The 13,429-nt window shown below is 40.1% G+C and carries 14 protein-coding genes; 5 read left to right on the top strand and 9 right to left on the bottom strand.

Going from position 1 to position 13,429, the window contains the following annotated elements:
* Position 1: 1 nt before the first annotated feature.
* On the bottom strand, positions 2 to 706 hold the full coding sequence (locus AAC000_RS15440) for an ABC transporter ATP-binding protein (RefSeq protein ID WP_339723972.1): 705 nt from the start codon (positions 704 to 706) through the stop codon (positions 2 to 4).
* A 16-nt stretch (positions 707 to 722) separates the two neighbouring features.
* Between AAC000_RS15440 and AAC000_RS15435 the strand changes: the two genes are divergently transcribed.
* The gene (locus tag AAC000_RS15435; RefSeq protein WP_339723819.1) at positions 723 to 1,364 is read left to right on the top strand and encodes an arylesterase; all 642 of its coding nucleotides are present in this window, start codon (positions 723 to 725) and stop codon (positions 1,362 to 1,364) included.
* Between the two features lie 77 nt (positions 1,365 to 1,441).
* Positions 1,442 to 1,627 (top strand): hypothetical protein, encoded by a 186-nt coding sequence (locus AAC000_RS15430; RefSeq protein WP_339723817.1) that lies wholly within the window; start codon positions 1,442 to 1,444, stop codon positions 1,625 to 1,627.
* Between the two features lie 65 nt (positions 1,628 to 1,692).
* Here AAC000_RS15430 and AAC000_RS15425 read toward each other — a convergent pair whose 3' ends face one another.
* From AAC000_RS15425 to AAC000_RS15410, 4 genes are all read right to left on the bottom strand, one after another.
* On the bottom strand, positions 1,693 to 2,973 hold the full coding sequence (locus AAC000_RS15425) for an amidohydrolase family protein (protein ID WP_339723816.1): 1,281 nt from the start codon (positions 2,971 to 2,973) through the stop codon (positions 1,693 to 1,695).
* A complete protein-coding gene (locus AAC000_RS15420) occupies positions 2,970 to 4,394 on the bottom strand; it encodes an amidohydrolase (protein WP_339723815.1) in 1,425 nt (474 codons plus the stop codon). Before AAC000_RS15420 ends, AAC000_RS15425 begins: the two co-directional genes overlap by 4 nt.
* An 89-nt stretch (positions 4,395 to 4,483) precedes the next feature.
* Entirely contained in the window at positions 4,484 to 5,410 is a 927-nt protein-coding gene (locus AAC000_RS15415; protein WP_339723814.1) for a tRNA-dihydrouridine synthase, read from the bottom strand.
* Positions 5,411 to 5,494: 84 nt separating this feature from the next.
* On the bottom strand, positions 5,495 to 5,695 hold the full coding sequence (locus tag AAC000_RS15410) for a DUF1289 domain-containing protein (protein ID WP_339723812.1): 201 nt from the start codon (positions 5,693 to 5,695) through the stop codon (positions 5,495 to 5,497).
* Between the two features lie 313 nt (positions 5,696 to 6,008).
* On the opposite strand from AAC000_RS15410, the gene AAC000_RS15405 reads away from it, so the two are divergent.
* A complete protein-coding gene (locus AAC000_RS15405) occupies positions 6,009 to 7,829 on the top strand; it encodes an acyl-CoA dehydrogenase C-terminal domain-containing protein (RefSeq protein ID WP_339723811.1) in 1,821 nt (606 codons plus the stop codon).
* A gap of 141 nt (positions 7,830 to 7,970) precedes the next feature.
* Here AAC000_RS15405 and AAC000_RS15400 read toward each other — a convergent pair whose 3' ends face one another.
* From AAC000_RS15400 to AAC000_RS15390, 3 genes are all read right to left on the bottom strand, one after another.
* Complete coding sequence (locus AAC000_RS15400) at positions 7,971 to 8,591, bottom strand: MarC family protein (protein WP_339723809.1); 621 nt, start codon at positions 8,589 to 8,591, stop codon at positions 7,971 to 7,973.
* Between the two features lie 118 nt (positions 8,592 to 8,709).
* Complete coding sequence (locus tag AAC000_RS15395) at positions 8,710 to 9,090, bottom strand: STAS/SEC14 domain-containing protein (protein WP_339723808.1); 381 nt, start codon at positions 9,088 to 9,090, stop codon at positions 8,710 to 8,712.
* A 246-nt stretch (positions 9,091 to 9,336) separates the two neighbouring features.
* On the bottom strand, positions 9,337 to 9,717 hold the full coding sequence (locus AAC000_RS15390; protein ID WP_339723807.1) for a VOC family protein: 381 nt from the start codon (positions 9,715 to 9,717) through the stop codon (positions 9,337 to 9,339).
* Between the two features lie 233 nt (positions 9,718 to 9,950).
* On the opposite strand from AAC000_RS15390, the gene AAC000_RS15385 reads away from it, so the two are divergent.
* A complete protein-coding gene (locus AAC000_RS15385) occupies positions 9,951 to 11,324 on the top strand; it encodes a hypothetical protein (protein WP_339723805.1) in 1,374 nt (457 codons plus the stop codon).
* A gap of 96 nt (positions 11,325 to 11,420) precedes the next feature.
* Here the strand turns inward: AAC000_RS15385 and AAC000_RS15380 are convergent, their stop codons facing one another.
* The gene (locus AAC000_RS15380) at positions 11,421 to 13,061 is read right to left on the bottom strand and encodes a methyl-accepting chemotaxis protein (RefSeq protein ID WP_339723803.1); all 1,641 of its coding nucleotides are present in this window, start codon (positions 13,059 to 13,061) and stop codon (positions 11,421 to 11,423) included.
* Positions 13,062 to 13,243: 182 nt separating this feature from the next.
* Between AAC000_RS15380 and AAC000_RS15375 the strand changes: the two genes are divergently transcribed.
* Positions 13,244 to 13,429, top strand: a 186-nt coding sequence (locus tag AAC000_RS15375; protein WP_339723802.1) for a hypothetical protein, incomplete at its 3' end; no start/stop codon positions are given.

Genomic DNA, 13,429 nt, shown 5'->3' with positions numbered 1-13,429 from the left:
GCTACCCTACTTTTTGAGCGACTTGCTCGGTTGCAGAGTTTGCAAAAACCTCAGTCAACTCACCCGCTTGCATATGTAATTGACGCTGGCATTTACCTGCCAGCTCTGAGTCGTGAGTCACCAATACCAAAGTAGTATGAGAATTTTGGTTTAATTCAAATAATAATTTTTCAATTTTGTCACTGTTAGCAGCATCTAAATTACCTGTGGGTTCATCCGCAAACAAAATTTTAGGTTGCGAAATAAATGCGCGGGCTATGGCAACTCGTTGTTGTTCACCACCAGATAACTGATTAGGATAGTGACTTGCTCTATGCTCAAGGCCCACTAATTCTAAGATATTCAAGGCTCTTTTTTTCGCATCATCGTGGCCAGCAATTTCAGCTGGTAACATAATATTTTCCAATGCCGTTAAACTTTGAACCAGCATAAAGCTTTGAAAAATAAAGCCTACTTTAGCGCCCCTAAGCTGGGCGCGCTGCTCTTCATCCATGTTTTGCATAGCTTGTCCATCAAGGTATATCTCTCCTTCACTCACCTCATCCAAACCGGCCAACAAGCTAAGTAAGGTAGATTTACCGGAACCCGACGCTCCGACTATGGCAACCGACTCACCCGCCTTGACTTCGAAGCTAATTGGCTTGAGGATCTGTAATTGACCTTGAGTCGTAGTAACTGTTTTGCTAATACCGTTTGTCTTAATCATAGTAGTTGGAGTCATAGTGTTGTTTCTTAATACCAATTCGTTGCGAAATAAAATTTATACCTTGTTTATCTTTATACCTTTACTACTGATTTCAGATCAGTTGCGGGCCGAAGAAACAAAATTACTTATTCTAGGTGACAGCCTAAGTGCTGCCTATGGTCTAAAGCAAGAGCAAGGCTGGGTAAGTTTGTTACAAGATGCGTGGCAAGATCAAGATATCAAAGTAATTAATGGTGCCATTAGTGGTGAAACAACGGATGGTGCCCTTGCTAGATTGCCCAGATTATTAGCACAACATAAACCAACTCATATATTTGTTGAGCTCGGTGGTAATGATGGTTTACAAGGCCATCCAGTGAATAAAATGCGCAAAAATCTGGAAAAAATCATTCAATTATCGCAAAAAAGTGCTGTAAGAGTCATTTTGCAGCAAATGCAAATTCCCGCTAATTATGGCAAACGATACACCAGTATGTTTACCAATACCTATTCAGATTTAGCAACGGAATATGAAGTAACTTTACTGCCTTTTTTCTTAGAAAACATTGCGTTAGATAAAAGCTTAATGCAAAGAGATGGCATTCATCCAAACGCGGAGGCACAAGTTATAATAGCCAAAGACATGCAGAAGACCTTAGGTGAGATTATTCTCCCCTAGCAGAATAAAAAATAAACAACTAGAATATCAGTTCAGTATCCCCTTAAAATTCATTCTTTTAAGAACAGGAGTACGGTATGGAAATTGGTTCATCAGGCGCAGGTTCATTGGCGCAAATTACACCGACTCAAACAGGCTCAGTGCAGCAGGTCAATAGAGCTGAACAACAAGCAGTGCTAGAAACATCAGCACCGCAAGAAAGTCAGCCAGACGCCCCGAGTCCAGATCAACGAGTTGGTACAGTCGTCGATGTGAGTGTGTGAAATCTCATAAAGATAAAAAAACCGAGTTATTAGCTCGGTTTTTTATTGTCTTTTTAAACTGAGAATTAAGGACGTACATATTGCATTGGTTTAGCTGTTTGTAGCTTTAAGTAACGATCTCTGAGTTTACTTTGCCTTGACTGCATACTAATTGGCGCTCCCGCTATCAGTACCAGTTCAGCCGCTTCAGTGATTTCAAGAGGATCGCCAGACCAAATCACCACATCAGCTAGTTTTCCTGCCTCGAGACTACCCACCTTATCATCGATACCATATAACCTAGCCACATTGATAGTTAAGGCCGCAAGACCTTGTTCCCAACTAAGTCCATTAGCAACGGCATTACCTGCATGTTGTCTTGCTAAGCGAATATTGTGGGTTTCCATGCCAATACTTACTTTGACTCCCGCCTCTGCTAAGCGGCCGGCATTTTTTAAGGTTGAACCCAATTGATCAAAACCAAACGGCAGATTAGCTTCAGGATCGAGGATCACAGGAATATTATTATCTGCTAATTCCTGAGCCACTCGCCAACCTTCAGTTGCATAGGTGATCACAATTTTGAGTTGTGGTTGTCGTTGTTTAAGTGCAATAACCTGACGAATATCAGCCGCTCTGCGCGCATCAACAAGAAGTGGGATTTCGCCTTTAACCACAGGAATTAATGCAGCGATATCGGCGCGACTCAATTCACCGTGCCATTCAGTACTGGGGGTGAGTAGCTTTCCAATAGCAAACTTGGCTTCAGCCAGTACTTTTTCTAAGCTAACCCAGAGTACACTGCGAGAGCCACCTACAGTGTCAGCACCACCATTACCAACACTAGTGCTGATAAATGCCCGAGATTGCATTACAGGAGCGTTGCTCTCACCTAAAGTAATCAAGGCACCTTGACCATTAAACAACTGTCCAGTACGTCCCATAGAAGTCGCAGCAGAAGTCACCCCTTCAATCCGCGTAATCGCCATTAATGATGAGTCAGGGTTGATAGCATAAGACACATCAAAAGCCGCACCAGTCTTAGAGATACTGGTCAAACTTGAATGACTGTCATTAGTACCGGCAGAAAAACCCACATCAACTAAACCCAAAGCCGTGCTTGCGCCAATTAACCCAGGCGTTACCACTTTGCCATTGGCGTTAATAATTTCGTACCCTGAAAGATCTAGTTGATCTTTGATTACACTTTGAATTTTGCCGTCTTTTATCAGAACAGTAGCGTTGTCGAGTGTTCCTTGCGACGCCATGGTATGCACCTTAGCACCCACAATAGCAATGTCTTTGGCTTCAACCACAAGTGCCATCAAAGTACATGCAAACAATACATATTTAATTAATTTAATCATTTGCTGTCTCCTTCACCTGGTTGTCCTAATTCAAAATCACTCACAGGCCATGTTGCAGGATCATTGCGGTTATAAATTAGTGCTCCGTCTAAATAGACATGCTCCGCTTGAGCATAGGTAGAAAATGGATCCGCCGACCAAATCACCACATCAGCATTTTTACCTTTTTCCAAAGAGCCTGTTTGCTCAAATATCCCCAAAGACTTAGCTGGATTGGCTGATAACCATTGCCAAGCATCTGCCTGTCTAATATCAATTCCTGCTCGGCGTCCGTTGGCCCAAGCTTTTGCGGCTTCTTGATTTAACCTTTGAATACCCAAATCACTGTCAGAATGTACTATTGCACAAGCTTTAGCGGCATGGACCATAGGAATATTTTCTTGAATGCCATCATAGGCCTCTAATTTAAACCCCCACCAATCTGCCCACATTGCGGAACATACGCCAGACTCTGCGAGTTGATCTGCAATTTTGTAAGACTCAACTGCATGATGAAATGCCGCTATTTTGTAATTAAACTCTTTCATTACATCTAGCATAGTCGCCATGTCATCAGCTCGATAACAATGCATATGCACAAGGATTTCTCCTTTTAATGCTAACGCTAGGGTTTCAAGTTTGAGATCTCGTTTCGGTACCTTAGCGTCGTTCTTACCCGCCTCGTGGTCAGCATAGTATTTGTCCCAGGTACGCTGATAGTGTTGGGCATCGGCCCAAGCCTGTCTGTAACCGGCCACATTCCCCATACGTGTAGAAGGACCGCCTTTTTTGCCGTATACCCTTTTAGGGTTTTCACCGCAGGCCATTTTCATACCATAGGGAGCATCAGGAAACTTCATATCTTGCACAGTTGAGCCCGGCAAGTTTTTGACTGTCACACCTCGCCCACCAACTAAATTGGCTGAGCCCGGTAAAATTTGCATAACAGTGACACCACCAGCTAAGGCCCGTTGGAAACCTGCATCTTGAGGCCAGATTGAATGCTCTGCCCAGACTTCTGCTGTCACGGGATTAGTCGCTTCGTTTCCGTCAGAATGTGCAGTGCCACCTGGGGCAGGATAAACACCTAAGTGACTATGCACATCAATAATGCCTGGGGTAACCCATTTACCTTTTGCATCAACAGTCACCCCCTCATCTAATAAGGACAAATCATTGCCAACAGCGACAATTTTTCCATCTTGCATCAATACGGAACTGTCTTTAAAAATGCCTCCAATTCCATCTAATACTGTCGCATTAATAATTAAAACACTGTTATTGGCAATGGGTTTGTAGGTGCTTGGAAAAGGATTGGTATTAATTTGAAAGGCCGGTTCTTTTTCTTTATCTGCTCCAGAGTCAGAACAACCTTGTAAGGCCAATAGACTTGCAATAACAGCTATTAACATTAGCTGAGGCCTATAATCTAAAAGTTTCATATTTTTCCCTGATATTCTGCCGCAATGAGGTATTTAAACAGCAACCTTTGTTTTTGGTAATTAATCCTAATAAGAATTCAAGAATTTTACTAGGATTGGATTTGTAACAATATGTCGTTGGCACTTTTTAATGCACGAATACGCATAAACAATGCTTCAGCTTGTGGGTATTGACGGCTCAAATAACCTAACCATTGTTTCACTCGATTAGGGTAATATTTACCTTTATCACCAAAGAGTTCATAACCTGAATATCGCACCAGTAGTGCTTTAACTTGTTCCCATGGCATAGGTTCTGCGGTGTTTTTTATAACTTGAGCCAGATTAGGCATAGCTAACGCACCTCTACCTAACATGACATTTTCACACTGTGATTGCTGTTGGCAATGGTGTGCATCATGACCATTCCAGATTTCCCCGTTAGCGACAATAGGAATATCAATATGCTGCTTTATCTTTGCAATCCATTCCCAATAAGCAGGAGGCTTATAACCATCGACTTTAGTGCGAGCATGAATCACTAAGGAATCAGCGCCTGCATCAGCAATAGCCTGAGCATTGGCTATCGCCAACGAAGTATCTTCAAAACCCAAACGCATTTTGGCACTCACCGGCTGATCTTTAGGTACAGCATTACGCACCGCACTGACAATTTGATAAATCGTTTCCGGCTCGCGCAGTAACACCGCTCCCCCCTTACTTTTGTTAACTGTTTTAGCAGGACAACCAAAGTTAAGATCCACACCGTGAGAGCCTAACTCAACAGCGCGAAACGCATTTTCCGCTAACCAATCTCCATGTTGACCTAACAACTGGATTTTGACTGGCACACCGTTAGGGGTAAAACCTTGATTGTTTAATTCAGGACATATTCGAAAAAACACCCGTTTGGGCATTAATTGATCAACAATTCGTACAAATTCAGTCACGCACAAGTCAAAGCCACCTATTTGGGTCAACATGTCGCGCATTAGGTGATCAACTACCCCTTCCATCGGGGCTAAAGTAATATGCATTGCGGGGTTTTATATCAGTGGGAAGTAAGGCTGAGTATTTTAGCAAAAAAAGATAATTAAAAATCACCTCAATCGAAAAGAAAACTAAAAAGGGTAGCGATTTTTATGTTCTTTTTTACGGCTTTCACATAGCACCAATATTTCGCCTTTTTGTTTATTATCGGCTTGCCCCCAAACTAAAATTTCATCTATTACTCTAAAGCACCCTAAACACATATCTTTGTCATCTAAACAGCAATTTCTGACACAAGGTGACTGAATTTCGTTGGGGCTAAGGTTACTCATAATGAACTATTTTATCGCGTAAAATCAAAGTCTATTGTTTACCCATAATACGTTGAAGAACCAGAGCTGTCTGTAAGTTAATCATCAGCCAGACAGCTTTATAACTCCTAAAGTAAATCAACTTTAGACTCGCCCCCATGACTACAGCACTCTGATAGCGAACAGAAGTCATCAAACTCTATGCGCTAAAATCAACAAACCAATCGGAGAATAATACTGAATAAAGTATTTTCCCACTAGTGGTAAGACCAGTAAAGTTTCTGTTATACTGCAAACAGATTTTTACCACCCTACCTTTTTTGGAGTTCGACAAATGTTGCAATACAAAGCACCTGTTATGGACATAAAGTTTCTAATTGAAGATGTATTTAAGTATTACTCTCATTATGAAAAATACCCTGAATTCGCTGAAGCAACACCGGATCTAATAGATGCAATATTGCAAGAGTGTGCAAAGTTTTGTGAAAACGAACTATTACCTTTAAACCAAAGTGGCGATAAAGAAGGCTGTAAATTTGACAATGGTGTTGTCACTACACCTAAAGGATTTAAAGAGGCGTATAACAAATATGTCGAAGGTGGATGGCAAAGTCTATCTCATCCCGTTGAACATGGTGGTCAAGGTTTACCCCCATCTTTAGGCATGGCCAAACAAGAGATGATGGGCACAGCAAACTGGTCATGGGCTATGTATCCTGGCTTAAGTCATGGTGCGATGAACACCATTCAGACTCACGGCACAGATGAACAAAAGGAATTATTCCTGACTCGTTTAACCGAAGGTACATGGACTGGCACCATGTGTTTAACTGAACCTCAATGTGGAACAGATTTAGGTCAAGTAAAAACCAAAGCCATTGCCAATGACGATGGAACTTACGACATAGTAGGGACAAAAATATTTATTTCTGCTGGAGAACACGACTTAACAGAGAACATCATTCATATCGTTTTAGCCCGCCTCCCTGGCGCGCCTGAAGGCACGCGTGGTATTTCATTGTTTATTGTGCCAAAAATCCAAGTCGACGCTCAAGGAAACTTAGGCGAGCCTAATAATGTCACTTGTGGCGCCATTGAAGATAAAATGGGGATCAAAGCCTCATCTACTGCAGTGTTAAACTTTGATAACGCTAAAGGTGTGTTGATAGGCCCTGAAAATAAAGGTTTAGAATGTATGTTTACCTTTATGAACACTGCTCGTGTAGGAACGGCCTTACAAGGTGTCTGCGCGTCGGAATTGGCTTATCAAAACTCACTATTATATGCCAAAGACCGTTTATCTATGCGTGCCTTAAGCGGTAAAAAATTCCCGGATAAAGTTGCAGATCCTATCATTGTACATCCTGATGTTCGCAAAATGTTGATGACTCAAAAAGCCATCGCCGAGGGCGGACGTGCCATGGTGTATTACACGGCTAAAATTGCTGATGAAATCGAGATGGCCAAAACTGAAGAAGCACGTAAAAATGCAGATGATAGATTGGGTTTCATCACTCCCATTCTTAAAGCCTTTTTAACAGAATTAGGTTGTGAAAGTGCCAGTCATGGAATGCAAGTGTTTGGAGGCCATGGTTACATCAAAGAATGGGGCATGGAGCAGATTGTTCGCGATGTGCGTATATCAACCTTGTATGAAGGCACAACAGGGATTCAAGCACTAGATTTATTGGGCCGTAAAGTATTACTAACCCGTGGAAAATCGTTAAAAGCGTTCAGCAAAGAGATATTAGTTTTCTGCAAAGATAAAAGTATGATCTCTAAAAACCCTCACAAACGTCAAATGAATAAGTATGTATGGGCATTAAGTAAAAACGTTGCCAACTGGCAGCAATATACTATGCGTTTAGCCCTTAAAGCTAAAAATGACAGAGATTTTGTGGGTTCAGCCTCAGTGGATTATTTGATGTACTCTGGTTATATCATTATGGGTTATTTCTGGGCACAAATGGCACAAACTGCTTACGAAAAATTAGCCGGTGAAGTTGAAAACCGCGACTTCTATCGAGCTAAAATTAAAACTGCTGAGTTTTATTTTGAACGTTTATTGCCAAGAACCAAATCATTAGCGAAAACTATGATGGCTGATCCAAAAACATTGATGCAACTAGACCCTGAGTTATTGTCGTTTTTATAACAGTTAAACGAGGGTATTCACTTTGGGTTGCTGAAGTACTGAGTAGTTAAATATCACACTACTCAATACTTCACACCCATTTTGTATCATCTACCCAAGGCATCCTAAACGCCCCTACAAATGTTAGGTTTGTTTAGGCCTTTAAGATTTCAATAAAACGTTATAATCATGAAACCCAGATAAAATATTGGTTGTGGCGATAGATGTAAGGATCAGCCCCATTACCCGACTGATTACACTGGCACCGCTACTGCCAATAAAACGCACGATAAAACCAGAAAGTAACATCAATACATAAGTCAGTAACAAAACCGACAACACAACTAAGCCCGTTTGCATTTGCTCCCACACAGTAAACACTGCGTTTTTTGTCAATAATACCGCTGCTAACATTGCCCCAGGGCTTGCAATTGAAGGGACAGCTAATGGAAAAATTGCCGTTTCTTTATGAGATTGTGATAGCAATTTTATTTCTTCTTCAGGTTTACTTTCACCAAAGATCATATTGAGTGCAAATAGAAATAACACTATGCCTCCAGATATTTGAAATGCAGGAAGTGGGATAGATAAAGCCCGCAATAATATCTCGCCAGCGGCAATAAAAAACACCAAGATAAACGCCGAAACAATTGTTGCTAATAAGGCAACACGACGTTTTATTTTCGGTTCATATTTATCTGTTACCGCTAAGAACACAGGTATAGTGCCTATGGGATCGATAACAGCAAAAAAAGTAATAAAAACAGCTATATAATCTATCATTTATTGTTTTGTGTCCTGACTAAGGTTAGAGGCTAAATTAGTAGTACACACAAGTTAATTGATGCATGCACTGGGGGATGTGACTATATTTTGGCGATTATGCCATGTTTATATAAAATTATGCTTTGAGCCAAGCAATTGCATCTACTTCATTATCAAAATATTGAATGTCGCCAGAAATAAACCAACTACCGACCTTCGCAGCCAACTCTTGCCACTTTTTATTCCCATAAATGGCCACTTTTGTAAACTCATTACCGTGCTTTAAGCCTATTTTAAAATCATCCCAGGCTGCCCTGACGTCCCACCCTTGCAACTCAGTGCCATCAATAAGGGCTTTCACTTTTGGCTCCTTAACTTCAGACAATGCAGAATCAATTAACGGAGTAATAATTTCATAATCTTTGTGAGTTAAGGTGCCTTGGGCTTTTAATGAAAGAAAAAACTCACTGCCTGTTCTTTCAATTCCGATAGATAAACCGTGTCGTTGATATTGCATACTGGCATTATCCTATTTAGTTATAGCTGCGACAAGAAGTGTCAAAAAGTCTTGTATACTAATTTTTGAAGTTTTTCATTTATTCCAAAAGAGCTCAGTAAAACCTTATATTTTCATTGGTAAATCAAGACTCAAAAAGAACCAATAAATATACCTATAAGTAATTATACTTGTTCTATAGCCTGACTACAGCAACGTTTTATTCGCCTTTGGCTCAGTAAATTGACCTCAGGGTAATCCAAAATTTTATTCTTCAGCAGGGGGTTCCCATAATTCAACCTTGTTTCCTTCAGGGTCCATAACCCAACCAAATTTTCCATATTCTGATTCTTCTGTTTTCTCCAGCACCTCGCATTGCTCAGCGCGCAGTGTTTCCAACAGAACTAACAAATCGGATACTCTATAGTTGACCATAAAGGGCGCTTCACTTGGTGCAAAATTGCCTCCATCACCTATCATCCAAGCTGTCGTCCCAGCGGTGGGGTTGCCAGCACTATCTACCCAGCGAAATGACGTGCCGCCCCATACCTGAACGTCTATTCCAAGATGTTGCTTATACCATTGCTGCAATTTTTCTGGATGCTGTGCTTTGATAAAAATACCGCCAATTCCTGTGACTCGACTCATAGTTACTTCCCTTTGCTTTTGAATAGATGATCGCCAAGTTCTTTTATAGCATGCAATTTTAAAAAATACGTTAGGACTCGCTGCAAAAAATACTGTTGACCAAAACCGTTTAAATCGAGTTTACTATCTTTAGGCAAGGTTTATTTAAATGAAACGCCTTTGTAAGGTAAAATTAAGGCATAATTATTCGCCCTAGACTTAGTAAAATAACTAACAAGGAGAACCTAGTATTAGTGAATAAAATTAAACTCACCCAAGATGAAAATCTTTCTTTAAAAGTCAGTTACCAGTTATTGCCTAGTGATCAGCAAAGGTTCGACCTATATTTTTCGTTACCGGATGAAATGGGTATTAGCTCTAAAACCTTAACAGAAGAACACTATTTTCATAGCAGTATACAAAGCCGCAGTGCTTACTATTCAGATCAACTGCATTTACCTTTAGTACGAAGTCGTTTTATTAGCCAACAAAAAGGAGAACAAAGTGATTACCGCTTAAACCTCAATCTGTTTTCCTATCAAATTCGTATTGCCTTAGATACCGATATAAAACAAACCCTTAAGCTTAAAGAGAGTGAGGATTTTTATCCCCAAGCTATAGAGATAGCAGAGCAAATTTCTGGATTACTAAAAAAGCTTAGAAGGTATACACCTCCCGATCAAAAGCTAAAGGCATATTTTGAAAATGCCGATAACTACCTCAGTTGGCAAGTAGAACAATCATTTTTAAAACTGCTATCGAGAGCCCCAAAAAGTAGTGAATTTACCAGTGAGAGAAACTTTCTATTGGCCTTTTGCCGTAGCGAAAATGAATACCGCCACGAGAACCATTATAATTCACACGTCACCTTAGAGGACCCAAATCGCATCACCAATAAAATGCGATTACTACAGCGACTAATTGAATATGGAGTGGTATTTCAAAAAGACTTTAAAAACCTTAATACCAGTTTAAACCGTGCAGTGCGTGGAACCGTTACAGCCTTAATTATGACTTTTGTGATGGCGCTAGTGTTAAACGCTCGTACTAACTTTACAGAAGTCACTATTGCATTGGTTGGTATGTTGGGGGTTATTTACGGATTAAGGGAAATATTTAAGGACGATATAACCCGTATCATTTGGCGGTGGATTCAAAAAGGACTGCCGAAATGGAAAATAATTTACAGTCATAGCATTAATAAAACACGGGTCGCAAGTCAAACTATCTGGCTTGAATACATTCGCAATAAAGATTTACCCAAACAAGTAGATAAGTTGCTGCAAACTCGACGACAACAAAACAAGCAAGCAGCACAATTACTGCATTTTCGTAGCGATACTAAAGTTAACGTTAAAAGTTTCTTACCCGGCTACGATGAAATTCAACAAACTATTTATTTTAATTTAACCCCCTTTATTCGTTTCTTAAAAAAAGGGGAAGGCCGATTATATTCACTCGACAACAGTAAAATAACCAAACAAGCGGTTGAACGTCGTTACCAAATCAACCTTGTTTTAATGCACACTGATAACCAAAATCAACAACAAAGCCAACGCTTTAAAATTACCCTAAATCGCTCCAACATTATAAATATTGAAGCAATACAATCAGATGACGATGAGTGATATTGTATATTGTCATAGCCAAACAAAAACGCTTCGTGACAATACATAGTTCATATTTTTACGTAAACGGAGTGCTATTAATGTTTTAGCACTCGCTTAAACTTTAAAACGTCCCACATTGCCATTTAAATCTTTAGCTAAATGAGAAATATTAGTGGTAACAGTGTTAGTTTGTACAATGACTTCATTACTCTCGTTAGACAGTCCATTGAGTAATGCAATGGTTCGATTAATATCATCGACTACTTCACTTTGCTCTTCGGTAGCCGCTGCTATCTGAATAATGATGCCAGTAGTTTCAGTGACCGAATCGTTTACCAATTTTAGTGAGTCATTTAGTCGTTGCGACATGTTTACTACATCTTCCACTTGACTCGAACCAGTAGTAATAGCATTCACAGCCTCTTCCACACCGTGCTCCAAGCCACCAATCATTTTTTGAATATCTTCAGTAGATTTTTGTGTTCGACTGGCCAAAGTTCTAACTTCATCTGCCACCACAGCAAAACCACGACCATATTCTCCCGCTCTTGCAGCTTCTATCGCTGCATTGAGGGCTAACAGATTTGTTTGATCTGCAATAGAACGAATAACATCCAGTACTTGAACGATTTGATTAGACTCAGTAGCGAGTTTTCCAATGACTTCTTTCGCAGAAAGTATGGCGTCAGATAATCGATTAATATTGACAGCCGTCTCGCCTACAATTTCTGTAGACATGGCGGTGTTGTGTTTCACTGTTTCTGTTTCACTTTGAGCAACTTGAGCATTGCGGGCAATTTCATGAATAGCTTGCCCCATTTGTGTCATTGCATCTGAAATTTGATGCAAATTTATAGACTGGTCTTCTGAAATTGTTTGATTTTTTTTAGTCGAACCATTTAAATCGTCCACAACGTTATCAAGTGTCACAGCATCCTTTTTAATGGCGATAATTAAGGTTTGTAAATTAGACATAAGTCCATTAAAGGTCTGTGCAAGTGTTGCCAACTCATCTTTACCTTTAGTATTTAATCGCGAGCGTAAATCCCCTTCCCCATCACTTATAGTTTTTATAACATCATTTAGTTCGAATACTCGCGTAGTCACGAGTCTAGGGCCAACCACCACACTGACTACGCATACAATCAAAGAAAACAGAATTAGTATCAATAAAATAGTTTGTTTAAAACTGCTCGACTCTTTGGCTTCTAAGGTCAACCTATCGGCGACAGCTTTAGCTTTGCTGCCCATTAAATCGTAATCGGTTCTGAGCAATTCAAAATCTTCTAATACTTGATTACTGCCGTACTCCACCGCTTCTTTTATGTTACCTGCATCTGCCAAAGTAAAGACCTTTTGCGCTTCTGAGAGCCAAGCTTTGTAGTGAGCTTCAAAGGATGCAATAGACTGCTCAACTTCTGGGTAGTCCTTTAAAAGTGCTCTGGCACTATTCATACGGTCAAGCGCTTGTTTTGCATTTTCATTAAAACTGTCTATTTCACCACTGGCATCTTGATTTCCAAGGCTTACTTTAAGCAAATAGTTTTGGCTAGCAGTTAACGCTTGGTATAAATCCCGATCCGCATTTAACGCGTCTTCAATGGAATTAAGGAAGGTATCTGACAATCTATCGACATTTTGAGTCAGTTTATTATTAGACCAAAGACTCAGTATACTGACTAGGATTAACATTAAGGTGATAGATAACAAAGGAATGGCAAATTTAGCGCGGATGGAAAGATCATTAATTGTCACGAATAAAGCCCCTTACAACAGTAATGTAACAAGTAGAAATATCGGCAATATAAATTATAGCTTGACCAAAATTAATACAACCTTCAACTAAACATAGCAGCGTCAAACATTTGTTTTTAAAAATATTTTGCCTAATTGACCGCGTGCTTTGATGTAATTGGTATAAGCCATTAATTGCAATTATGCAAAAAGATGGCAGTTATGAAAGTCATAAAGATTACTCCACTCTTGTGTTTTTACCGCCTCCCCCTTGGGTTATCAGTATTTTCAAAGCAATAAAAAAGCCGCTTAATTACTTAAGCGGCTTTGATATTTGGCGTCCCCAAGGGGATTCGAACCCCTGTTACCGCCGTGAAAGGGCGGTGTCC

Origin of the sequence: uncultured Paraglaciecola sp. (genome assembly GCF_963977085.1) — a bacterium.
GTDB lineage: Bacteria > Pseudomonadota > Gammaproteobacteria > Enterobacterales > Alteromonadaceae > Paraglaciecola.
This window is presented reverse-complemented; position numbering and strand designations above follow the sequence as displayed.

Excerpts from the sequence above, each read along its gene's own strand:
- AAC000_RS15440 (WP_339723972.1), bottom strand. The coding sequence starts at position 706 with ATGATTAAGACAAACGGTATTAGCAAAACAGTTACTACGACTCAAGGT.
- AAC000_RS15430 (WP_339723817.1), top strand. The coding sequence starts at position 1,442 with ATGGAAATTGGTTCATCAGGCGCAGGTTCATTGGCGCAAATTACACCG.
- AAC000_RS15425 (WP_339723816.1), bottom strand. The coding sequence starts at position 2,973 with ATGATTAAATTAATTAAATATGTATTGTTTGCATGTACTTTGATGGCA.
- AAC000_RS15420 (WP_339723815.1), bottom strand. The coding sequence starts at position 4,394 with ATGAAACTTTTAGATTATAGGCCTCAGCTAATGTTAATAGCTGTTATT.
- AAC000_RS15415 (WP_339723814.1), bottom strand. The coding sequence starts at position 5,410 with ATGCATATTACTTTAGCCCCGATGGAAGGGGTAGTTGATCACCTAATG.
- AAC000_RS15410 (WP_339723812.1), bottom strand. The coding sequence starts at position 5,695 with ATGAGTAACCTTAGCCCCAACGAAATTCAGTCACCTTGTGTCAGAAAT.
- AAC000_RS15405 (WP_339723811.1), top strand. The coding sequence starts at position 6,009 with ATGTTGCAATACAAAGCACCTGTTATGGACATAAAGTTTCTAATTGAA.
- AAC000_RS15400 (WP_339723809.1), bottom strand. The coding sequence starts at position 8,591 with ATGATAGATTATATAGCTGTTTTTATTACTTTTTTTGCTGTTATCGAT.
- AAC000_RS15395 (WP_339723808.1), bottom strand. The coding sequence starts at position 9,090 with ATGCAATATCAACGACACGGTTTATCTATCGGAATTGAAAGAACAGGC.
- AAC000_RS15390 (WP_339723807.1), bottom strand. The coding sequence starts at position 9,717 with ATGAGTCGAGTCACAGGAATTGGCGGTATTTTTATCAAAGCACAGCAT.